At 62.8% G+C, this 22,231-nt stretch carries 18 protein-coding genes; 9 read left to right on the top strand and 9 right to left on the bottom strand.

Annotated features, from left to right (window positions below):
• The first annotated feature begins 2 nt into the window (after positions 1–2).
• From fliF to guaD, 7 genes are all read left to right on the top strand, one after another.
• Positions 3–1,706, top strand: coding sequence for a flagellar basal-body MS-ring/collar protein FliF (gene fliF / locus DNK49_RS14730; protein ID WP_110526079.1), 1,704 nt, complete (start codon positions 3–5; stop codon positions 1,704–1,706).
• Positions 1,703–2,704 carry a flagellar motor switch protein FliG gene (gene fliG, locus DNK49_RS14725; RefSeq protein ID WP_110526076.1) on the top strand — a complete coding sequence of 334 codons (1,002 nt, stop codon included), beginning with the start codon at positions 1,703–1,705 and terminating at the stop codon, positions 2,702–2,704. Before fliF ends, fliG begins: the two co-directional genes overlap by 4 nt.
• Positions 2,705–2,734: 30 nt before the next feature.
• Positions 2,735–3,469 carry a flagellar assembly protein FliH gene (gene fliH / locus DNK49_RS14720; protein WP_110526073.1) on the top strand — a complete coding sequence of 245 codons (735 nt, stop codon included), beginning with the start codon at positions 2,735–2,737 and terminating at the stop codon, positions 3,467–3,469.
• Positions 3,466–4,869, top strand: coding sequence for a flagellar protein export ATPase FliI (gene fliI, locus DNK49_RS14715; protein WP_110526070.1), 1,404 nt, complete (start codon positions 3,466–3,468; stop codon positions 4,867–4,869). Before fliH ends, fliI begins: the two co-directional genes overlap by 4 nt.
• Positions 4,870–4,932: 63 nt before the next feature.
• Positions 4,933–6,021, top strand: a complete 1,089-nt coding sequence (locus DNK49_RS14710) for a BMP family ABC transporter substrate-binding protein (RefSeq protein WP_110526067.1) — start codon at positions 4,933–4,935, stop codon at positions 6,019–6,021.
• A gap of 304 nt (positions 6,022–6,325) precedes the next feature.
• Positions 6,326–7,966: a methyl-accepting chemotaxis protein gene (locus DNK49_RS14705; protein ID WP_110526064.1), complete on the top strand. Its 1,641-nt coding sequence runs from the start codon at positions 6,326–6,328 to the stop codon at positions 7,964–7,966.
• 35 nt (positions 7,967–8,001) lie between these two features.
• The gene (gene guaD / locus DNK49_RS14700; RefSeq protein ID WP_243632380.1) at positions 8,002–9,318 is read left to right on the top strand and encodes a guanine deaminase; all 1,317 of its coding nucleotides are present in this window, start codon (positions 8,002–8,004) and stop codon (positions 9,316–9,318) included.
• A gap of 40 nt (positions 9,319–9,358) precedes the next feature.
• Here the strand turns inward: guaD and DNK49_RS25010 are convergent, their stop codons facing one another.
• The 3 genes from DNK49_RS25010 to DNK49_RS14685 form a co-directional block, all read right to left on the bottom strand.
• Complete coding sequence (locus DNK49_RS25010; RefSeq protein WP_110526056.1) at positions 9,359–10,843, bottom strand: methyl-accepting chemotaxis protein; 1,485 nt, start codon at positions 10,841–10,843, stop codon at positions 9,359–9,361.
• Between the two features lie 8 nt (positions 10,844–10,851).
• The gene (locus tag DNK49_RS14690; protein ID WP_110526411.1) at positions 10,852–11,385 is read right to left on the bottom strand and encodes a PAS domain-containing protein; all 534 of its coding nucleotides are present in this window, start codon (positions 11,383–11,385) and stop codon (positions 10,852–10,854) included.
• A 429-nt stretch (positions 11,386–11,814) separates the two neighbouring features.
• A complete protein-coding gene (locus DNK49_RS14685) occupies positions 11,815–13,266 on the bottom strand; it encodes a mannose-1-phosphate guanylyltransferase/mannose-6-phosphate isomerase (RefSeq protein WP_110526053.1) in 1,452 nt (483 codons plus the stop codon).
• Positions 13,267–13,602: 336 nt separating this feature from the next.
• On the opposite strand from DNK49_RS14685, the gene DNK49_RS24430 reads away from it, so the two are divergent.
• Positions 13,603–14,244: a PEP-CTERM sorting domain-containing protein gene (locus DNK49_RS24430; protein WP_207806994.1), complete on the top strand. Its 642-nt coding sequence runs from the start codon at positions 13,603–13,605 to the stop codon at positions 14,242–14,244.
• A gap of 59 nt (positions 14,245–14,303) precedes the next feature.
• On the opposite strand, the gene rfbC is transcribed toward DNK49_RS24430, so the two are convergent.
• The 5 genes from rfbC to DNK49_RS14655 form a co-directional block, all read right to left on the bottom strand.
• On the bottom strand, positions 14,304–14,849 hold the full coding sequence (gene rfbC / locus DNK49_RS14675; RefSeq protein ID WP_110526049.1) for a dTDP-4-dehydrorhamnose 3,5-epimerase: 546 nt from the start codon (positions 14,847–14,849) through the stop codon (positions 14,304–14,306).
• Positions 14,849–15,736 (bottom strand): glucose-1-phosphate thymidylyltransferase RfbA, encoded by an 888-nt coding sequence (gene rfbA, locus DNK49_RS14670; RefSeq protein WP_110526046.1) that lies wholly within the window; start codon positions 15,734–15,736, stop codon positions 14,849–14,851. The genes rfbC and rfbA overlap by 1 nt, the downstream gene beginning before the upstream one ends.
• A gap of 18 nt (positions 15,737–15,754) precedes the next feature.
• Complete coding sequence (rfbD, locus tag DNK49_RS14665) at positions 15,755–16,642, bottom strand: dTDP-4-dehydrorhamnose reductase (protein ID WP_110526042.1); 888 nt, start codon at positions 16,640–16,642, stop codon at positions 15,755–15,757.
• Complete coding sequence (gene rfbB / locus DNK49_RS14660) at positions 16,639–17,724, bottom strand: dTDP-glucose 4,6-dehydratase (protein WP_110526039.1); 1,086 nt, start codon at positions 17,722–17,724, stop codon at positions 16,639–16,641. The genes rfbD and rfbB overlap by 4 nt, the downstream gene beginning before the upstream one ends.
• 91 nt (positions 17,725–17,815) lie before the next feature.
• Positions 17,816–19,057 carry a TIGR03790 family protein gene (locus tag DNK49_RS14655; RefSeq protein WP_110526036.1) on the bottom strand — a complete coding sequence of 414 codons (1,242 nt, stop codon included), beginning with the start codon at positions 19,055–19,057 and terminating at the stop codon, positions 17,816–17,818.
• A gap of 414 nt (positions 19,058–19,471) precedes the next feature.
• On the opposite strand from DNK49_RS14655, the gene DNK49_RS24690 reads away from it, so the two are divergent.
• Complete coding sequence (locus tag DNK49_RS24690) at positions 19,472–20,386, top strand: PEPxxWA-CTERM sorting domain-containing protein (RefSeq protein ID WP_243632379.1); 915 nt, start codon at positions 19,472–19,474, stop codon at positions 20,384–20,386.
• Between the two features lie 29 nt (positions 20,387–20,415).
• On the opposite strand, the gene DNK49_RS14645 is transcribed toward DNK49_RS24690, so the two are convergent.
• A complete protein-coding gene (locus DNK49_RS14645; RefSeq protein ID WP_110526407.1) occupies positions 20,416–21,828 on the bottom strand; it encodes an MBL fold metallo-hydrolase in 1,413 nt (470 codons plus the stop codon).
• Positions 21,829–22,231: the final 403 nt, after the last annotated feature.

Genomic DNA, 22,231 nt, shown 5'->3' with positions numbered 1-22,231 from the left:
ACATGGCCACCGCAGAAAACGTCGCCGCACCACCGCCGGACAGCGCCGCACCCGTCAGCGCCACCAACGCGCGGCTGCAGCAGATCCTCGACAACATCAAGGCACTCAGCCAGCAGCAGAAGCTGGCTGCGGCGGCCGCGCTCGCGCTCGCCATCGCGCTGGTCGTCGGCGCCCTGATGTGGAACCGCGCACCCGAGTACGCCGTGCTGTTCTCCAATCTGGAAGAACGCGACGGCGGCCAGATCATCAACAACCTGCAGGCGCAGAACGTGCCCTACCGCATGTCGCCCGACGGACGCGCCATCCTGGTACCCAAGGAACGCGTTCACGATGTGCGCCTGCGCCTGGCCGCCGAAGGCCTGCCCAAGGGTGGGCTGGTGGGTTTCGAACTGATGGATACGCAGAAACTGGGGGTGTCTCAGTTCAACGAGCAGGTCAACTACCAGCGCGCACTCGAAGGCGAACTGTCACGTACCATCCAGTCGATCGGATCACTGGTCAGCGCCCGGGTACACCTGGCCATGCCCAAGCAGACCGCCTTCCTGCGCGACGACCAGCGCCCCACCGCGTCGGTGATGGTACATCTGCGCCCCGGCCGCTTCCTCGACGCCAACCAGATCGCAGGCATCGTCCACCTGGTGTCGTCCAGCGTGCCGCGCATGATCGAATCCGGCGTCAGCATCGTCAATCAGGAAGGCGAACTGCTCACCACCCAGTCCGACCCGCTTCGCCGCAGCAATCTGGACCCCACTCAGCTTCAGTATGTCGACGAGATCGAAGCCGGCCTGATCCGCCGCATCGAAACCATCCTCACGCCGATGTTTGGCAAGGGCAATTTCCGCGCACAGGTTGCTGCGGATGTCGACTTCAACATCGTCGAGCAGACTGCCGAAACCTACAAGCCCAACCCGTCGCCGGATCAAGCCATCCGCAGCCAGCAAACGGTTGAACAGCAAACCCGCGACACCGGTCCACAGGGGGTACCCGGCGCGCTGACCAACCAACCGCCAGTGCCCGCCACCGCCCCCATTACCGTACCCCCGGTGGACGGCCAGGGCGCCAACGGCCAGGTGCCGCTCAACACCAACCGCAGTGCGGTGCTCAATTACGAGCTGGACCGCACCATCCAGCATGTCAAGCAGTCCATCGGCCAGCTCAAGCGCCTGTCGGTGGCGGTGGTCGTCAACCACCGTAGCACCACGCTGCCCAACGGCGAAGTCCAGACCCTGCCCCTGTCCGACGACGAGATCGCCCGCATCTCCAATCTGGTGCGCGAGGCAGTCGGCTACAGCGCCAACCGCGGCGATACCATCAACGTTGCCAGCAGTCCGTTCGCTGCACCGGAAACCGCACCCGACCTGCCCTTGTGGAAAGACCCCGAGATGGTCGAACTGGGCAAGGAAGGGCTGGGTTATCTTGGTGTGCTGGCCGCCTTCCTGTTCGCCTACTTCGCCATCATCCGCCCGCTGCTGCGCACGGTTGCGCCGCCACCGCCCAAGGAGGAAGAGCAGGACGAATCCGCCGAAATGCTTGCCGAAGGCGAGGAAGGCGACGAAGATGCCGAAGTCACCCTGTCCGAGGCAGCCCAGGGCGACACGTACGAGGCCCGTGTTCAACGTGCGCGCGAACTGGCTGCCGCTGATCCCAAGCTGGTCGCCGGTCTGATCAAGGAATGGATGGGCGTCACCGAGGAGGCACGCAAGTGACGACACCGGAAGAAGGACTTGAGAAAGCCGCCCTGTTGCTGCTGACGCTGGGCCCGGACGAAGCCTCCGAAGTGCTCAAGCATCTGGGCCCGCGTGAAGTGCAGAAGCTTGGCATGGCCATGGCGACCATGCCCGCACAGCCCCGCTCCAAGGTCGAACCCATCCTGGTCGAACTGGACGAGCACTTTGGCAAGGGCTCGCCCATCCATGCCGACGAAGAGCAGATCCGCCTGATGCTGACCAAGGCGCTTGGCGACGACCGTGCCGCCCACCTGCTTGCCCGCGTACTGCAGGGCTCGGACACCGCCGGCATCGAAAGCCTCAAGTGGATGGACGCGCCCACCGCGGCCGACCTGATCAAGAACGAACACCCGCAGATCATCGCCACCATCCTGGTCCACCTCGAGTTCGACCAGGCCGGCGACATCCTCAAGCACTTCCCGGACCGTCTGCGCAACGACGTCGTACTGCGTATTGCCACCCTCGACGGCGTGCAGCCCACCGCGCTGCGTGAGCTCAACGAGGCGCTGACCCGCATGCTGTCCGGCGCCTCCACCTCCAAGAAGGCCGCCATGGGTGGCGTACGGCACGCCGCCGAGATCCTCAACTTTGTCGGCGCCGCCGCCGAGACCGCGGTCATCGACAACGTGCGCGACTACGACCCGGATCTGGCACAGAAGATTCTCGACGAGATGTTCGTGTTCGAGAACCTCATGGACATCGATGACCGTGGCATCCAGACCCTGCTGCGCGAAGTCCAGTCCGACTCGCTCATCGTCGCGCTCAAGGGCGCCGCACCGGACCTGCGCGAAAAGATCTTCAAGAACATGTCCAGCCGCGCGGCCGAAATGATGCGCGAGGACCTCGAATCCAAAGGCCCCGTCCGCCTGTCCGAAGTCGAAGCCGAGCAGAAGGAAATCCTCAAGATCGTCCGTCGTCTGGCGGAAGAAGGCCAGATCGTCATGGCCAGCAAGGGAGGCGACGATGGCTTTGTGTAATCGCACACCCCACGCAAGCAGGGCCACACGATGAGCATCTCCCGCCACCAGGCGGTCGGCGCCTACCAACGCTGGGAACCCACCGCCTTCGACGCCCCGCCGGCACCCGAGCCGCAGCCCGAACCGGTGACGGCCGAAGACGCGCCTCAAGACCACGCCGAACCGCCTGCGCTGCCACCGGGTTTTCACTTCCCGACAGCCGAAGATTTCGAGCGCATGCACGAAGAAGCGCGCGCCGCCGGCCACCAGGAAGGCTATGCCGAGGGCCAGGCTGCCGGGCATGCAGAGGGCCTCGAGGCAGGCCGTGCCCAAGGCTATGAAGAAGGCAAGGCACGCGCCCAAACGGAAGCCGAGCAACTGCGCACGCTCGCAGACAATCTCGACGCCGCCCTCACTCGCATCGACGAAGAAGTTGCCGAAGAGCTCTTGACCCTGTCGATCGAGATCGCCCGCCAGGTGCTGCAGCACACCCTCGCCGTCCAGCCCGAGAGCCTCATCGATACCGTCCGTGCCGCACTACAGCAGTTGCCGCAGGCTCATGCCCAGATCCGCCTGCACCCGGACGACATTGCGCTGGTGCGCGAGCACCTGGGCGAACAACTCGGCCATGGCGGCCACCGCCTGATCGAAGACAGCACTCTTGCCCGTGGCGGTTGCAAGGTCGAATCCTCGGGCGCGCAGATCGATGCCAGCATGGATACGCGCTGGCGCCGCGTGCTCGAAAGCCTTGGCCGCGAGGACGCGGCCTGGAAGACCGACGAATGACCGCCCGCCACGGCGAAACCTGGCGGACCTTCCTGCAGGACGGCTGCCGTCTGGTCGAAGGCGTCACCCCTTTCCAGAGTGCCGGGCGTCTCACCCGCATCAACGGTTTGGTCATGGAAGCAGCCGGCCTGCGGCTGCCGCTGGGTTCCGGCTGCAAGGTCATGGTCCCGGGCGGCGGCTATGTCGAAGCCGAAGTCGTCGGCTTCAACGGTGAAAAGCTGTTCATGATGCCCACCGACGACGTCTTTGGTCTGGCCCCCGGCGCCCAGGTCCTGCCGATGGAAACCAGCCAGCCCCGCCTGGTGCCGGGCAAACCGCTCGGCCCGCGCCGCCGCGCATCCGATCGCGCCAAGCACCTGCCGGTAGGCGACGCCCTGCTCGGGCGCGTGGTCGACGGCGCCGGACGCCCGCTCGACGCCCTCGGTCCGCTGCATACGGTGGAGACCCGCTCGCTGCAGGGCCGTCCCTACAACCCGCTCAACCGCGCGCCCATCCGCGAACCGCTCGATGTCGGCATCCGTGCCATCAACAGCCTGCTGACCATTGGCCGCGGCCAGCGCATGGGCCTGTTCGCCGGCTCCGGCGTGGGCAAGTCGGTGCTCATCGGCATGATGGCGCGTTATACCGAGGCCGACGTCATTGTCGTCGGCCTGATCGGCGAACGCGGTCGCGAGGTGAAGGAGTTCATCGAGCACAGCCTGGGCAGCGTCGGCCTGGAGCGTTCGGTGGTAGTCGCCGCCCCCGCCGATACCAGCCCGCTGATGCGCCTGCAGGGCGCCGCCTACGCCACGACCGTGGCCGAGTACTTTCGCGATCAGGGCAAGCAGGTGCTGCTGGTCATGGATTCACTCACCCGCTATGCCATGGCCCAACGCGAGATCGCGCTGGCCATTGGCGAACCACCAGTCACCCGCGGTTATCCGCCGTCGGTGTTTGCCCGCCTGCCCGCACTGGTTGAACGCGCCGGCAACGGCCCCGAAGGCGGTGGATCGATCACCGCCTTCTATACCGTGCTGGCCGAAGGCGACGACCAGCAGGACCCGATCGCCGACTCCGCGCGGGCGATCCTCGACGGCCACATCGTGCTCACCCGCGCGCTGGCCGACCAGGGCCACTACCCCGCCATCGACATCGAACAATCGATCTCGCGCGCCATGCACAACATGGTCGGTGACGCGCATTTCGACCGTGTGCGCCAGTTCAAGCAACTATTCTCGCGCTATCAACGCTCGCGCGACCTGATCGCGGTCGGCGCCTATCAACAGGGCGCCGACCCCATGCTCGACCTCGCCGTGGCCGCCTATCCCCGGCTGGAGGCTTTCCTGCAGCAACGCATCGACGAGCGCGAAGACACTATCGGCGCAGTCAATAAACTCAATCAACTTTTCAGCGGTGGCTGAACCCGGCACTCGGGCTATGATCGAAGTCAATCATATCCACACCCAACCCGAAGGAGAATCCGCATGACCCAACGTCGTCATTTCATGCGCACGGCGGCCGCCCTGACCATTGCAGCCACCCTGCCCTTCGCCGCCCAGGCCCAGGACGCCACCAAGATCGGTCTGGTCTATGTCAGCCCCATCGGTGACGCCGGCTGGACCTTCCAGCATGACGAAGGCCGCAAGGAGATGGAGAAGGCGCTCGGCAACAAGGTCCAGACCAAGTACGTCGAGAACGTCGCCGAGGGCGCCGATGCCGAACGGGTGATCCGCGAATTCGCCGCCAGCGGCCACAAGGTGGTGCTGGCCACCAGCTTTGGCTACATGAACTACGTCGAACGCGTTGCACGCCAGTTTCCCAACGTCACCTTCATGCATGCCACCGGCTACAAATCCGGCAAGAACTTCGGCAACTACAACGCCCGTTTCTACGAGGGCCGCTACCTCAATGGCGTGATCGCAGGCAAGATGACCCAGTCCAACGTGCTGGGCTATGTCGCCGCCTTTCCCATCCCCGAGGTCCTGCAGGGCATCAACGCCTTCACCATGGGTGCGCGCAGCGTCAATCCCAAGGCCGAGGTCCGTGTCATCTGGGTCAACGCCTGGTACGACCCGGGCAAGGAGCGCGAAGCCGCCATGACCCTGATCAGCCAGGGCGCCGACATGCTCACCCAGCACACCGACTCCACCGCCGTGGTGCAGGCGGCCGAAGAAAAAGGCGTTCATGCCTTCGGCTACCACTCAGACATGTCCAAGTACGGCCCCAAGGCCCACCTCACCGCCACCACCCACCATTGGGGCGAGTTCTACACCAAGACCGTGCAGGACGTCATCGCCGGCACATGGAAGCCCACCAACATCTGGGGCGGCTTCAAGGACGGCATGGTCCGCATCGCCCCACTTAACCCGGCCGTCCCGGCCGACGTGCGGACCACCGTCAGCGAACTTGAAGGCAAGTTGAAAGCCGGCACCTTCCACCCCTTCACCGGCCCGATCGTCGACCAGGCTGGCAAAGAACGCCTTGCCAGCGGTGCCATCATGGACGACGTTGCCCTCGGCAAAATGGACTTCTTCGTCCAGGGCGTCGCCTCAAAGCTGCCCAATACAAAGTAAGGCGAGCAACGGAGGGAGCCCGAACCGGCGGGGTTGGCACCCCGCCCTACGGCGGGTGGGCACCACGTTGGGCGGGATGCAATCCTGCCGGGACATGGCGATGGCCTCTCCATGAACCTTCTTTTTACCGACGCGTTCGGCGGGGTGCCAACCCCGCCGGGCCCGGTTTGTGCGCCGCCCACGCCCCCCATCAAATGATCCGCACAACACCATGAAAGCCGACGCCATTTTTTTCTCATCAGCGGACTAAACTGCATCTATCAAGCGCCGTTAACTTCCAGATAAGCCCCTTCAAGGATCGGCCATGTCTCTCTCAGTCCGCGCTCGACTCATCCTCCTCGGCAGTCTCGCTTGTGCCATCCTCGCTGCTGTCGGCCTGGCCGGGGTGGCGCAACTGGGCAGCTTCTCCGACGCAACGGGCAAATCCCTGCTCGAGACACGTCAGGGCATCGATGCACTGGTGGCAGTCGGCCGTGCCGATGCTGCGTTCAAAACCCAGGTGCAGGAATGGAAGAACATCCTCATCCGCGGCAACGACGCGGCACAATACACCCGTTATCTGAAAGGCTTCGAAGAGTCCGAAACCGCGGTACGCGCGCATCTTGCCCTGGTCGGCAAAGCGCTCGACACCGCGGAGACGCGACTCAAGCTCGACGAACTGGGCAAGGCTCATGACGAACTTGGCCGCCGTTACCGCGAGGCACTGAACACCTTCGACGCCTCGGACCCGGAAACCGGCAAACAGGTCGATCGCGCCGTTCGCGGTATGGACCGCGCCTTCAGCGAGGGGCTGGCGCAACTGGTCCTTGCCATCCAGGAGACACAGACCCACAACATCGCCACCCAGATCGAGCGTGCCGAACACACCTATCTGGGCGTGCGCAACACCACGCTGGCCGCCATTGCCATCGGCTTGCTGATCATCGCCTCGCTGTCGGTACTGATCATCCGCCGCATCAACCACGCTTTGGCGGGCTTTTCGGAGACCATGACCCGGGTCTGCCGGGACTGGGATCTGCGCCTTCGCGCCGATACCCGGGGCAACGACGAAATCACCGCGATCAGTGCGGGCCTCAACCAGATGCTCACCCAGTTCCAGGCCCTGGTCCAGCAGATCAACGCCCATGCCGACGGCGTGCAGGGCAGCGCCAGCATGGTTTCATCCTCGGTCGGCCAGATCACGCAAAGCGTCAATCTGCTCAACGATGCCACCTCAAGCGCCGCTGCATCGATCGAGGAGCTGACCGTCAGCATCAACCATGTCCGCGACAACGCAAGCCATACACTCGAAATTTCGCGCAACTCCGCAACGCAGTCCGAAGAGGGTGGACGCGTGATCGGCACCACCGCCGACCGCATGATCGACACCGCCGAAACCGTCAAGACCGCGGCCCTCACCGTACAGCAACTTGGCAATCAATCCCGCGACATCAGCAGCATCGTGCAGGTCATCCGCGAAGTCGCCGACCAGACCAACCTGCTTGCACTCAACGCCGCCATTGAGGCTGCGCGAGCCGGAGAACAGGGACGCGGCTTCGCGGTGGTGGCCGACGAAGTGCGCAAACTGGCCGAGCGCTCGGCCATTGCAGCGCGTGAAATCGCGACCAAGATCGAAGAGATCCAGCACAGCGCCGGAGTCGCCGTCGACGGCATGCAGCAGATTGTCGATCAAGTCAGTGAGGATGCCGAACTGGCCCGCCAGGCGGGCGAAGCCATCGCCCGGATCCAGGCCGGTGCGCGCAGTGTCGTGAACTACGCCGGCGACATCTCCGAAGCACTGCAGGAACAAGCCATGGCATCCGACACCCTTGCCGAACAGGTAGAGAACATCGCCCGCTCCAGCGACGAGAACACCGCCGCACTGCAACAGACCTCGACGACCGTCATCGACCTCGAACACATGGCAACCGAGATGCGCAAGGCGGTCTCGCGCTTTGCCACCTGATCCACCCACGCGCAATGCAGGACGATCCAGCCCCCGTGAAATACGCGCCTCAACGCCTCCACGCCATCCGCGGCGAACTGCTGCACTTTGTTGCCGACCCCGCCGATCAAGGGGCAACCTCCACCGAGCATCTGCCCGACGGCGTACTGCTGATCGAGAACGGGCACATCACCGAATGCGGCCCTGCCGACGCGCTCCTGTCGCGCTTGCCCGCCCATATCCCGGTCACCGACTACCGCGGCAAGCTGATCATGCCCGGCTTTGTCGACACCCACATCCATTACGCCCAGACCGACATCATTGGCAGCTATGGCGAGCAGTTGCTGGCGTGGCTGGAGAAATACACCTTTCCCACCGAACGCCGCTTCGCCGACCCCGCCCACGCGGCGGAAGTCGCCGGATTCTTCTGCGACGAGTTGCTGAAAAACGGCACCACCACGGCCATGGCCTTTGCCACCGTACATCCCACCTCGGTCGACGCACTGTTTGAGGCCGCGCAGCAACGCCACATGCGCATGATTGCCGGCAAGGTGCTGATGGACCGCAACTGCCCGGATTTCCTTGCCGATACCGCCGAGACCGGCTATGCCGACTCCAAGGCCCTGATCGAGAAATGGCACGAGCGTGACCGCCTGCTCTACGCCGTCACCCCACGCTTTGCCCCCACCTCCAGCCGCGAGCAGATGACGCTGGCGGGCCGCCTGTTTGCCGAACATCCAGGCGTCTACCTGCAATCGCATGTTGCGGAAAATCGCGGAGAAGTCGCCTGGGTCACCGAACTTTATCCCGAGGCGCGCAGCTATCTGGACGTCTACGACCGTTACCACCAACTGGGCGTACGCAGCGTCTACGCCCATTGCATCTGGCTGGACGATGCCGACCGGCAACGCATGGCAGACACCGGGGCAACCATGAGCTTCTGCCCCACGTCCAACCTGTTTCTGGGCTCCGGCCTGTTCGACCTGGATCGGGCCCACCAGTTGGGCGTGCGTGTCGGCATCGGCACCGACGTTGGCGGCGGCACCAGTTTCTCGATGCTGCAGGCCCTGAACGAGGCCTACAAGGTATTGCAGCTGAACGGCCAGCAGCTTTCGGCCGAACGCGCCTTCTACCTGGCAACGCTGGGCGGCGCACGCAGTCTGTACCTGGACGACCGCATCGGCAACTTCAAGCTTGGCAAGGAGGCCGACTTCGTCGTCATCGACCCCGCCGCCACACCCCTGCTCGCCCGTCGTATGGCCCACACCCGGACACTGGCCGAGCGACTGTTCGTGATCATGACGCTTGGTGACGATCGCTGTATTGCAGCCACCCACCTGCTGGGCGAGCGGGCTTACGTGGCACAGTCGTAATCGGAAAGTACATCATGGCGCCAAGTCGGCGCCATGCCGATCAAAGCCCGTGTTTCTCGGTCACCATCTGCCCCACCAGGCGGATCACGTCTGCGCTGGCAGTCTCTGCCTGCTCCATTGCATCGACGATCATGTCGCAGGCGTCGAGCTCTTCGTTGCCGTATTTCTGCACGGCGTGCAGGGCCTTATGCACCGAGTTGTGCACCACGGAATGCGGCTTTTCCAGTTGTGCAAAGGCACGCGTCTTGCCAAAGATGCCCGCCCCGGTACCGTCGTAGTACCACTTGCCCAGACGGCAGTTGTGATGGTCTACCGCAATCGCGTGCGCCTCGTCACAATCGCCGCGGGCTTCCATCGACACATAGGCGTTCTGCATGTAGATGATGTGATCCATCTTCACCAGTGAGGCAAAGGACAGATCCTTGGCTCGACCCAGCTGCTCGATGGTGGCCTCGGCCGATGCAGCGACGGCATCGAACTGCCCGCGGAACACCGCAACCTCGCTGCTGACCTGCTCGCTCTGACCGCCCACCACACTGGTCTGCGACACCATGGTTTCCACCCGATCGCGAAAACCGCTGATGATCTGGCTGATCTGCGTCGTGGCCGTCTTGGTCCGCTCGGCCAGCTTGCGGACTTCATCCGCCACCACCGCAAAGCCCCGGCCCACCTCACCGGCACGTGCTGCCTCGATGGCCGCATTCAGCGCCAGCAGGTTGGTCTGATCGGCAATCTCCGAGATGATGTGCACCGCCTGGCCGATGTTGCCACTGGCCTCGCCCAACTCGCCCGCAGCCACCGTCATCGACTGCATCCGGCTGTTGATGTCCTCCAGCGCCTCGCCGATGCGGCCAACGTCTTCGCGACTGCGCATCGCCCCCTTGTAGTTCTCCTCGGCAATGCCCACCACGCCGTCCATCTCGCGCGACACGCCCAGCAGATCACTCTGATTGCCCTTCAGGTTACGCAGCAGATTCACCGTATTGAGACCATGCAGGCGTGCGCCCAGCCGCTGCTGCGAAACGAAGCGCGCGTTCTCCTCCATCGCCTGGATCGCCACATTGATGTTGTTCAGCGACGCGGCAAACTCGCCGGGCAAGCCGTGCACCAGCGCCCGCCGGTAATACTGCCCTTCGCCCACCATGCGGAAGCAGGTCGTGATCTCCTTGAAGTAGGTCTCGACCAGGTCCAGGAACTCGTTCAGCTCCCACGCCACCTTGCCCACCTCACCCAGCCCGGCGGTCTGGGTAACGCGCTCGTGCAGGTTGCCGTCACGGCACGCCAGGATCACATCCTCGATACGGCCCAGCGTGGCCAGCGGACGCTGGAAGTGGCGCCATGCATACACGCTGAACGCCACTGTCAGCAGCGGAATCACCACCACCGGAGCCTCGATGCCATGCAGCATGATCTGCCACACCGCCAGCGCGCTGGTCAGCCCGACAAACACCAGGCAGTAGATCAGGAACTGCCCATCCAGAAAGGGCAGGCGGTTGCTATTGGGTTGGGGTCTAGACTGGCTCATGCTTCACCTTACCTTGACTTCTCGTACAGCCCGAGCACAAAACGGTCGTAACTGCAGCCCTGCTCTGCCATGGTCTGCTCCAGCAGGGCCAGCGAGGCTTCGGGCGCCTTGGCCGGACCGGCCTGCTGTTCGACGCGCAACATGGCCTCGTACAAAGGCACCACGGCGCGCACCATGTCTGCGGGGGGCGGGCGCCGCACCGAAAAATAGCCGATGGTCTTGCCGTTGACGTCCAGATCCGGAGTCACATTGGCAAAGACCCAGTAGAAATGTCCTTCCGAGGTCATGTTCTTGACCACCCCGAAGAACTCACGGCCACTCTTGAGCGTGTCCCACATGAAGCGGTACACCCCGCGCGGCATGTCGGGATGACGCACGATGTTGTGCTGAATGCCCAGCAATTCACGCTCGGCAAAATTGGAAATCCGCATGAAAGTCCGGTTCGCATAGGTAATGCGTCCGGTCAGATCCGTCTTGGTGACGATCATGTCTTGCGCCGGCAGCTTGACCTCCTGCTGCGTCGGGCTGATCTTGTTTTTCACCTTCATCTCCCTCAAGGCACCGGAGCACAAGGGGGTGCTCGCCGGTCCATGGGAGAAATTATCGGCACTTTACGGAAAAACTACAGCATCCATATCAAGAAAGTCGTAGCCGCCCGCAGAATAACTGCACTCTATGGATTGCCCGTTCACATGGACATCAACTTCAGCGCGAAATCGCCAGAAAAAACGATACGGGTACCGCTCATGTCGGTGGTGCAGACACCGCGTCCACTGCGGTTTGCCGTGCTGGGCTCTCTTCAATCGCGCTACGCGCTCCATCCGAGAACCCAGCACGGCAAACCGCACACCAACCGATTTTGCACGAAAACAAAATACAAGGGCAGGATGCAATCCCGCCGGAACCTGCGCGGATGCACCCGCCGGCATCCGATGCGCAGCAATCCTGCCGCGCTCGAGTTTGCGCCTTGCTTACTTGCCGACGCGGCCGTAGGTATCCTCGAAACGCACGATATCGTCTTCGCCCAGATAGCTGCCCGACTGCACCTCGATGATCTCCAGCGGCACCTTGCCCGGGTTGGCCAGGCGGTGGGTGTGGCCCAGCGGGATGTAGGTGGATTCGTTCTCACCCAGCAGGAACACCTGCTCGCCATTGGTCACCTCGGCCGTGCCCTTCACCACGATCCAGTGCTCGGCACGATGGTGATGCATCTGCAGGCTGAGCGTGGCACCCGGATTGACCACGATGCGCTTGACCTGGAAGCGCTCACCGCTGTCGATCGAATCGTACCAACCCCACGGGCGGTACACCTTGCGATGGCTCTGTGTCAGCGTGCGCCCTTCGGCCTTCAATCGCTCGACCACTTTCTTGACGTCCTGGGTGCGGCTCTTGTGCGCCACCATCACCGCATCCGCCGTCTCCACCACCACCATGTCCTCGCAGCCCACTGCCGCCACCAGACGGTTGTTGGCATGCACCAACGTGTTGCGGCTGGACTGGAACATCACTTCCCCGCGACCGGCATTGCCATCTTCGTCCTTGTCCGACACCGCCCACAACGCGTCCCATGCGCCCACATCCGACCACCCCGCGGACAGTGGCACCACCACCCCCTGCCCCAGCGCCGGCGCAGACTGCAGCTTCTCCATGACCGCATAGTCGATCGAATCGGATGGGCAAGCAGCAAACGCTGCCTTATCCACCCGCAGGAAGTCGGCATCGGCCTGGCGACCCTCAAACGCCATCTCGCAAGCCTGGGCGATGTCGGCACGGAAATGCTTCACTGCCGCCAGCCAGACCGAAGCCTTCATCATGAAGATGCCGCTGTTCCAGAAGTACTCGCCGCTGGCCACATAGCGCGCCGCGGTGGCGACATCGGGTTTTTCAACAAACTCGGCCAGCACCCGCGCCGTCCGGGCATCGCCCGCCAATGGGCCAACCCGGATGTAGCCATAACCCGTCTCGGCACGGTCGGGCACTATGCCAAACGTCACCAGACGCCCCGCGCCGGCTTGCGCCGCACCCTCGGCAATCGCCTGCTGGAAGGCAGGCAAATCCACAATGACATGATCGGCCGGCATGACCAGCAACACCGGATCCTGCCCATCCTGTGCCGCCGCCAGCGCCGCCAGCGTCAATGCCGGTGCCGTGTTGCGCCCTACCGGTTCCAGCACGATCTGCGCCGAACGCACACCCACCTGCCGCAACTGTTCGGCAATGATGAAACGGTACTCTTCATTACTGACGATCAAGGGCTGTGCATCCACCTCGCCACCACTGAAACCCTTCAGCCGCACCACGGTCTCCTGCAGCAGCGAGTACGCACTGGTCAGCGGCAACAACTGCTTCGGGTATGACTCGCGCGAGGCCGGCCACAACCGCGTTCCCGAACCACCCGAAAGCACCACCATCTTGATCGTCATGCTCTATCACTCCACGAATCCATCAAACCACCGCCCCCTAGCAGGGCAGCACGCAATATGCAGCATGATAATGCAATGCAACATTACGTTGCCATGAACTAAGGCGGACCATCAGGTAATTTTTTGGTCAGCACATGGCAACACTACGCCATATTGCGTATCCACCCAAGTGCATTGAAGGCTGGCATAATGCAGTGCACCAATCGACCCCGTGACGCCAATAGTCAATATTCAATTCGACCATGCGAAACAAAAGTGTTTCGTGATTTTTTTGGGTGCAAAGCAGCAAACGCCAACGTAATCTGAAACCTACTCAACCACTTCGGAGCACGCAATATGGCAAGAACCAGCATCAAGACGGTTGCCGCAGCCGTCGCCCTCGCGCTCACCGGTGCCGCCCAGGCATCGGTTCCCACCCCCATCGACCTTCAACTGGACTGTATATCGAACAGCAGCTGCAGCAGCTTCGAATCCGGTCTGGATGTGTCGGTCAGCACCCTGACCAACCAGATCAGCTTTTCGTTCTCGACCACGCTGAGCAGTGGCGTCATCACCGGTATCTACTTCAGCGACAGCAACCTGCTGAACTTTGGTTCGCTATCCCTGGTGCAGTCCGCTGGCGTCAGCTTCGGTGCCAACGGCAACCCGGGCGCCTTGCCGGGCGAGAAGAGCATCAGCGACTTTTCGACCAGCTTCAGCCTGAACGCGCTACCCTCGCCCGTCAAGAACGGTATCGCCAGCGGTGAATCGCTCACGGCAAGCTTCGCGTTCAACAGTGGTGTCAGCGGCAACGACGTGCTGAGCGCCTTGTCCAGCGGCTCGCTACGCGTCGGCATGCATGTGCAGTCGCTGCCGGGCGGAAGCAGTGCCAGCTTCGCCAGCGTTGCTGCTCCGGTACCCGAACCCGAAACCTACGCCATGCTGTTGGCCGGGCTGGGGCTGATCGGAACCCTCGCGGCACGCCGCAAGCAAGCATAATCACCCGCGCTGCCAATCAACGGCCCCAGCACCACGGGGCCGTTTTTACTTCTGAGCTTTCAGTCGAACACCTCGGCCTCGGCCAGCAACTTGCCTTCACGGTCTTTTGCCGAAAGCTGAGGCACGCCGTCAAACTGCCAGTCGATGCCAATCGCCGGGTCATTCCACGCAATGCAGCGCTCATGCTGCGGGGCGTAGTAGTCGGTGGTCTTGTACAGAAAGTCCGCCGACTCGCTCAGCACCACGAAACCGTGCGCAAAACCGGGCGGCACCCAGAACTGGCGGTTGTTCTCTTCCGACAACTCGGTACCCACCCACTGGCCAAACGTGGGCGAACTGCGGCGCGCATCCACCGCCACATCAAACACCCGCCCTCGCACCACGCGCACCAGCTTGCCCTGCGGCTGCAGCAACTGGTAATGCAGGCCGCGCAGCACGCCGTGCGACGAACGCGAGTGATTGTCCTGCACAAAGCTCACGTCCAGGCCGGTCAGCTCGCGGAACGTGCGGGCATTGAAGCTTTCCATGAAAAACCCGCGGCTGTCGCCAAACACCTTGGGCTCGAGGATCAACACCTCGGGAATCGCAGTCTGCGTCACCTGCATCAGAACACCCGCTCTTCAAGCAATCGTTTCAGGTACTGACCATAGCCATTCTTGGCCAGCGGCGCGGCCAGTTTCTGCAAGGCCTCGTCGTCGATCCAGCCGGCACGCCAGGCGATCTCCTCCGGGCAGGCAATCTTCAGGCCCTGCCGTTTCTCGATGGTCTGGATGAACAACCCGGCCTCCAGCAGGCTTTCATGGGTACCGGTATCCAGCCAGGCATGGCCGCGGCCCATGACCTGCACATCCAGTTCGCCCCACTCGAGGTACTGCTTATTGACATCGGTGATTTCCAGCTCGCCACGGGGGCTGGGCTTCAGCGCCTTGGCCACATCGACCACACGCTCGTCGTAAAAATACAGGCCGGTCACCGCATAGCGGCTCTTGGGCTTGGCGGGCTTCTCTTCCAGGCTCACCGCGCGCCCTTCTGCATTGAACTCCACGACCCCGTAGCGTTCCGGGTCGTGCACAGGGTAGGCAAACACGGTTGCCCCCTTCTCACACTGCCCTGCGGCACGCAAGGCGTTGGCGATCTCGTGACCATAGAAAAGGTTGTCACCCAGCACCAGCGCCGACGGACCGCCGTCGATGAAAGTCTCGCCGATGATGAAAGCCTGCGCCAGGCCATCCGGGCTGGGCTGTACCGCATAGCTCAGGTTGATGCCCCACTGGCTGCCATTACCCAGCAACTGCTCGAAACGTGGCGTATCCATGGGCGTCGAGATGATCAGAATGTCGCGAATGCCCGCCAGCAACAGCGTACTGAGCGGGTAGTAGATCATCGGCTTGTCGTACACCGGAAGCAGTTGCTTGGAAACCGCCAGCGTGGCCGGGTGCAGCCGCGTCCCCGAGCCGCCGGCCAGGATGATGCCCTTACGTGCCTTCGTCATTGTCTCTTGTTCCAGAAGTCAAAGAATCTCGTGCAGCATGCGCGCAACGCCCTGCTGCCAGTGCGGCAGATGCAGACCAAAGGTATGCTGCAGCTTGCCAGTATCCAGCCGCGAATTCAGCGGACGCGTTGCCGGCGTGGGGTAATCGGCAGTCGAGATAGGCGCCACTTCAGCCACTTTCAGATCCTTACCCAGCGCACGAGCGGTATCAAACACGAAGCCGGCGTAAGTGTGCCAACTCGTTTCGCCCGAGGCCACCAGATGATACGTGCCGCCCAGTTCGGGACGACTCAGTGCCGCACGCAGCGCATGTGCGGTCACATCGGCAATCAGGTCTGCCCCGGTCGGCGCACCGATCTGGTCCGCGATCACCGCAAGACGCTCACGCTCGCCCGCCAGGCGCAGCATGGTCTTGGCAAAATTGCCGCCACGTGCCGCATACACCCAGCTGGTACGAAAGATCAGATGTGCACACCCACTGGCGCGAATGGCCTGCTCACCTTCGAGCTTGGTACGGCCATATACCGACAAGGGACCGGTGGCATCATCCTCCTGCCACGGCCGGGTACCACTGCCGTCAAACACATAGTCGGTGGAGTAATGCACCAGCCAGGCCTGGTGCCGGGCGGCCGCCTCTGCCAACACCCCCACCGCCTCCGCATTGATACGGCGGGCCAGGTCGGGCTCGCTCTCCGCTTTGTCTACCGCCGTATGGGCCGCGGCATTGACGATCACGTCGGGTGCCACCGCATCAACCGTGGCGCGCAAACCGGCAGGGTCACAAAAATCGCCGCACAAGCCTTCCGCCCCGGCGTGGCCCAATGCAAGCAACTCGCCCAAGGGCGCCAGGGCGCGTTGCAACTCCCAACCCACCTGACCACCGCAGCCCAACAACAGAATCTTCATGCCCTCACCTGCGCACGGCTGTCGTCGCGGTCACCGTAGTTTGCCGCCACCCAGTCACGGTAGCTGCCGCTCTGCACATTGGCCACCCACTCGGGGTTTGCCAGATACCACTCCACTGTCTTGCGGATGCCGGTCTCAAACGTTTCCGCCGGGCGCCAGCCCAGCTCACGCTCGATCTTGCGCGCGTCGATCGCATAACGGCGATCATGCCCCGGGCGATCCTTGACGTAGGTGATCAGGCGGCTGTAGCTGCCTGCGGCATCCGGCCGCAACTCGTCGAGCAAGGCGCAGACGATATGCACGATGTCGATATTGGGTTTCTCGTTCCAGCCACCAATGTTGTAGGTCTCACCCAGCCGACCTTTCTGCAGCACCACCCGGATCGCCGCACAGTGGTCCTTGACGTATAGCCAGTCACGCACATTCTTGCCATCGCCGTACACTGGCAGGGGTTTGCCCGCCAGCGCGTTAACGATCATCAACGGAATCAACTTTTCCGGGAAGTGATAGGGGCCGTAGTTGTTGGAGCAGTTGGTGGTGACCACCGGCATGCCATAGGTGTGGTACCAGGCCCGTACCAGGTGGTCCGATGCCGCCTTGCTGGCGGAATACGGACTGTTGGGCTCGTACGGGTGAGTCTCGGTAAAGGGCGCATCGTCCGGCCCCAACGATCCATACACCTCGTCGGTGCTGACGTGATGAAAGCGGAAGGCGGCCTTCTCGTCACCCTCCAGCGCGCTCCAGTAAGCCCGGGCCGCCTCCAGTAAGGTAAAGGTGCCCTCGACATTGGTGCGCACAAACTCACCCGGACCATGAATCGACCGGTCGACATGGCTTTCTGCAGCAAAATGCACGATGGCACGCGGGCAGTACGTCTTCAGCAGCTCATCCACCAGCGCCCGATCGCAGATGTCACCCCGGCGAAACACGTGGCGGGCATCCCCCGCCAACGATGCCAGCGTCTCCAGGTTGCCTGCATAAGTCAGCGCATCCAGGTTGATCACGGGCTCGTCGCTCGTCGCCAGCCAGTCCAGTACAAAATTGCCGCCTATGAAGCCGGCCCCACCGGTTACAAGAATCATCTCGCACTCATTCAGATTATCGAAGCACACTCAGCAAGCCAAGCCCGGCTTTGCGCTGACAGACCGACATTCTACAATGCAGCACCTCATCCTAAGGGCGCGCAGGCTTCATCCCCTCTGGCACCAACACCACCCGATAAAACGGCTGATCCAGCCCACGCAACATCAAACGCACCGTACCCGGCACCAGTGGCGGGTGCTGCGCCACCGGCCGAAACGGGCCAATAGGCGACGGCGCACCATACAACACCAGATGCCCCCGGACCGGCGAATGAAAGGTCACCCGCAACGCGTCTGCGCCCACCGCCCTCACCACCGGCGCAAACGGACGCGCCAGCGGGTCACCCACAAACACGCCCTCCCCTGGCCAGGCCACACTGCGCCAATAGGCCTCGATCGCGGTGGCACCGCTCAGGTAGTTGGCCATGACCAAGCCCGGCACCGGAAACTTCTGCGGATGTGAGCATGGCTCCACCACCGTGCCGTAACTGGCCGACGCGCCGGCAGACAACCACGCCAGCGCACTGGTCTGGCTGCCCCCCTGCAGCACGCCACCAAAGGAAGTCAGGTGATCGGCAAGCGAGCCCGGCAGCAGGCGTAGCTGATCCAAGCCCTCGATACGCGGAACCCCCGTAAAATAGAACATCGCATCGGCATGACCGGCGGGCCGGGTCTCGTGCACCACGCGAACGGCAAATCGGCTTTTCAGCGCGGCAGCCGTCGCCTCAAACCATGGTGCGCGACTATTGCGTGCAGCGTCAGTGGTCACCGCCAGATAGGCGGTCGCCTGCGGGTGCGTGCCCTCGGCCTCCAGCCCACGGTCGATCATCGCCCGCGCGGCCTCCACCGACTCACCCGCCAGCAGCATGGCCGGGCGCACCCCATGATCGACAAACGCCCGCCCCACCGTATCGAATATCGGGCTGGCACGCGTCGGCGCACACTGCTTGTCAGAACACCAGGCCCGGTCGAAACCCAAGGTAAAGGCACTGGTAACCGACATGCACGCCACCCGCCACGGCGCGGTCCATGCCAGCGCGTAAGCCTGCACCGTGCGCGGCATGCGTGCTTCAACTTCAGCACGCACGCGCTCGAACTCGGCCAGCGGCAGACTGGGGCCGGGCTCGAAGCGCACCCGTACCACACGATCCGCCGACACCCCGCGGCGCTCGGCGTAATACGCCCCCACCGCCACCGAGTACGGATCCAGCTCGTTGATCACCAGGCCCAGATCATCAGCCTCGAGCGCAGGTGGCTCGAACAGCAAGGTTGGCGCCGCCCAGGCTGCCGCCATCGCCATCCACAACATCAAGCCCCACCAAGCACGCCGCATACCCGATCTCCCAGTTCAGACGGATATTGTAGGCGGGGTCTTTTACAAAGCGGCTCGTTCGGTCTTTCGGACAGACCATTGCCGCTTGGCGCCTTATGACCGGGCACAGCCGCGCTATTGCGACAGAGCGGGCACAGGCCTCTTTCGGCAACCCCCTCGGAGGGCCGCTGACCAACACTTCAGGTCTGACCTTGGTCTGAACAAACAAGCCACCGCTCAACAACGAACTGACTGTCGTATTTTTTTACACTTTTTAAGCCACAACCCCGCACTGAACTGTGGCGACGACAGACTAGCGTCATTGCGGGACTCAGGCACCATAAATGCTTTAGCCATTTCGGTTTCTGCTAAGGGCTACAAGGCGTGCAGTTTTTCCTTGACAAGCCCAACCCACCTTTCCACAAGGAGGATCACATGGCACCCGTCGTTCTCGCTCGCAAGCTACTTGCATCCAGCACGCTCGCTCTCTGTGTCTGCAGTCCAGCACTTGCCGCCACTCAATACACCGTGGATTCATTCATCTGGCAAAAGGGGTTCGCCAATGGCGACACCTGGCTAACGGGCGGAAATGTCGCATTCTTCGACGGATTCACTGACGGCCTTGCACCGCCAAACGCTCCTGCGCTAAGCAGTGGCACCGCAACGTCCTACACGATTCGCGGCGCCACCGACCCATCAGCAGTCATCGAGTTTGCAGGCAAGCTGTGGCTGACGCCCTCACTTGGCACACCCTCGATGGGCCCTGACGGCAGTGAATTTCGGCAATCCCGGGTACGTCTCAACACAAATATTGACGAGAACGTGCCCGCGCTGGGATTCAACCAGACAGCCACCAACGCCTTCAGCGCCATCTACGACCTGGTGCTACCCACCCCTGGCGAATCATATGGAGTGCGCCTGGGTGACGGCCACTCCGACCCCTTCTTCAACGACATCCTGGATTTCACTGTTCTCAATTACGGCGGATCAATTGCGCTTGCCTGGGCACGTCGTACCTGGGATGTGCCATATACCTTCATCGATGGTGTACTGCCTGACATACCGAACGGCGCGGACCAGATTGTCCTGAGCCTTGCCAAAGAAGATGCTGCTTCAAATGCGATCCGTGCCTACTATGGATTCTACGACTCAAGCACCAGCAGCCTGATAGGCTCGATGACTGCACTAAACACCATCACAACCGCATTCAACGGCGAAAGCTTTGCGCGCATGGAGCTATTGACCATGTCGATCAATGCTCCCGTCCCCGAACCCGAAACCTACGCCATGTTGCTGGCCGGCCTGGGCATCATTGGCGCAGCGGCACGTCGCCGTCAGAAAGCGGCCTGACCGGTCAGGGCTGCAGCGAGAGCATCGCTTCATCCCGCATTCGTCACCCGGATCGCCCCCTTGCCCACCTCCACCAGGCGGGCAGCCAGCGCCTGCCGTGCGGCTGCCTCGCCGTGAATCAAGCGCACCTCGGCCGGCGGATGGCGCATGCGGGTGACAAAACGCACCAGACCATCCTGGTCGGCATGCGCCGAATAACCTGACAAGGTATGTATGGCGGCCCGGATCGTGATGCGCTCGCCATCCAGATCCACATAACCGCCGCGCGGACCGTGGGTTTGAATGGCGTGCCCCGGTGTGCCCCTGGCCTGATAACCTACAAACAGCACATCGTGGCGCGGGTCGTGCAACATCGCCTTCAGGTAGTTGACCACCCGCCCGCCCGCACACATGCCGCTGGCCGCAATCACAATGGCCGGTTCGCCGCTGCGCGCAAGGCGGCGCACATTGGCTTCGTGCTGGGGATGTTCGTCAATGGCAATCAGCTGATCGAAAGACAGCGGCTTGCGCCCTGCCCGTAGCCGCGCCTGAGCCTCGGCATCCCAGAACGGCTGCAGTTCGCGATACAACTGGGTAAAGCGCCCTGCCAGCGGCGAATCCAGGTAGATGGGCAGGGACGCCCACTGCACCGCATGTTTGCCCGGACGCAAGCGTTGCCGGTACAGGATGTCCTCGAACTCGTACAGCAGCTCTTGCGTTCGCCCGATGCTGAACGCCGGAATGACCACCGTGCCGCCATTGGCCAGCGCATGCTCCACTACCGCCTGCAGGCGATCGCGCCGGCTCCGGCGGTTTTCGTGGTTGCGGTCGCCGTAGGTGCTTTCCAGCACCACCACATCGGCCTGATACGGCGGCTGTGGTGCCGGCAGCAAAGGCGCATACGGCGCCCCCAGATCACCCGAGAAAACCACCCGCAACGGCGATTGGCCCGGTCGGCTCAGCTCGCACTCGACGTAAGCCGAACCCAGGATGTGCCCTGCCCGCTGCAAACGAATGCGGCATCGCCCCTGCGGCCCGTCGAACACCGTGTGCCAGATCTTCCAGGGTAGTGGGCAAATTCGGGACTCGACCAGCTTGAGATAGCGCTCCACCAGTTGCTGATCACGGCTGATGCTCAACGCAAACGCATCAGCCAGCACCACCGGCAGCAAGCGCGCCGAGGGTTCGCTGCACAGAATAGGCCCCTTGAACCCCGCGGCAAGCAACCACGGAATCCGCCCCACGTGATCGATATGCACATGGGTGGCAACCAGCGCCTGCACCTTGTCCACCGCAAAGGCAATATCGAGCTGATCCGACGCCGCCTTGCCATCGGGTGACACCTCTGCCCCCTGAAACAGGCCGCAATCGATCAACAGGCTGTTGGCATCGTCAATGAACAGCTGGTGACAAGACCCCGTCACCCCGTCCAGGGCGCCGTGATGGATGATCTTGGGGTTCATGTATGTGCGACTCCGGTTGGCATCGAAGGATGCCATGATATTCCAATCAAATAGTGCGAGGTAGTTCTGGAGGGCGATGGCGGGGTTGTCACACCGCCCTACCTGACGTTCGTTCGTCCTGGCGGGGTTGTCACCCCGCCCTACCGCGGTCGTTCGTCCCGGTGGGGTTGTCACACCGCCCTACCGCGGTCGTTCGTTCCGGTGGGGTTGTCACCCCGCCCTACCTGCGTTCGTTCTTTCCGGTGGCGGTAAATGCGGCTTACCCCAACCCGTCGCCGTAGATACTGTTATTCAGGTCAAGCGTTATGAAGCTGCGGATTGAATGGTTTGCCGGACTTGAGCACCCCGAAGGCCACATGGATGAGCTTTCGCATCATGGCGCCGATCATGACCATGGGCGGCT

It is taken from the genome of Parazoarcus communis SWub3 = DSM 12120 (genome assembly GCF_003226565.1).
Classification (GTDB): Bacteria; Pseudomonadota; Gammaproteobacteria; order Burkholderiales; family Rhodocyclaceae; genus Parazoarcus; species Parazoarcus communis.
This window is presented reverse-complemented; position numbering and strand designations above follow the sequence as displayed.

What these genes read in the sequence shown, in the direction of transcription:
- DNK49_RS14645 (WP_110526407.1), bottom strand. Translation starts at nt 21,828, where the DNA reads ATGAACCCCAAGATCATCCATCACGGCGCCCTGGACGGGGTGACGGGG.
- rfbA (WP_110526046.1), bottom strand. Translation starts at nt 15,736, where the DNA reads ATGACGAAGGCACGTAAGGGCATCATCCTGGCCGGCGGCTCGGGGACG.
- rfbC (WP_110526049.1), bottom strand. Translation starts at nt 14,849, where the DNA reads ATGCAGGTGACGCAGACTGCGATTCCCGAGGTGTTGATCCTCGAGCCC.
- rfbD (WP_110526042.1), bottom strand. Translation starts at nt 16,642, where the DNA reads ATGAAGATTCTGTTGTTGGGCTGCGGTGGTCAGGTGGGTTGGGAGTTG.
- rfbB (WP_110526039.1), bottom strand. Translation starts at nt 17,724, where the DNA reads ATGATTCTTGTAACCGGTGGGGCCGGCTTCATAGGCGGCAATTTTGTA.
- DNK49_RS14705 (WP_110526064.1), top strand. Translation starts at nt 6,326, where the DNA reads ATGTCTCTCTCAGTCCGCGCTCGACTCATCCTCCTCGGCAGTCTCGCT.
- DNK49_RS24430 (WP_207806994.1), top strand. Translation starts at nt 13,603, where the DNA reads ATGGCAAGAACCAGCATCAAGACGGTTGCCGCAGCCGTCGCCCTCGCG.
- DNK49_RS24690 (WP_243632379.1), top strand. Translation starts at nt 19,472, where the DNA reads ATGGCACCCGTCGTTCTCGCTCGCAAGCTACTTGCATCCAGCACGCTC.
- fliH (WP_110526073.1), top strand. Translation starts at nt 2,735, where the DNA reads ATGAGCATCTCCCGCCACCAGGCGGTCGGCGCCTACCAACGCTGGGAA.
- DNK49_RS14655 (WP_110526036.1), bottom strand. Translation starts at nt 19,057, where the DNA reads ATGCGGCGTGCTTGGTGGGGCTTGATGTTGTGGATGGCGATGGCGGCA.
- DNK49_RS25010 (WP_110526056.1), bottom strand. Translation starts at nt 10,843, where the DNA reads ATGAGCCAGTCTAGACCCCAACCCAATAGCAACCGCCTGCCCTTTCTG.
- DNK49_RS14710 (WP_110526067.1), top strand. Translation starts at nt 4,933, where the DNA reads ATGACCCAACGTCGTCATTTCATGCGCACGGCGGCCGCCCTGACCATT.
- fliF (WP_110526079.1), top strand. Translation starts at nt 3, where the DNA reads ATGGCCACCGCAGAAAACGTCGCCGCACCACCGCCGGACAGCGCCGCA.
- DNK49_RS14685 (WP_110526053.1), bottom strand. Translation starts at nt 13,266, where the DNA reads ATGACGATCAAGATGGTGGTGCTTTCGGGTGGTTCGGGAACGCGGTTG.
- fliI (WP_110526070.1), top strand. Translation starts at nt 3,466, where the DNA reads ATGACCGCCCGCCACGGCGAAACCTGGCGGACCTTCCTGCAGGACGGC.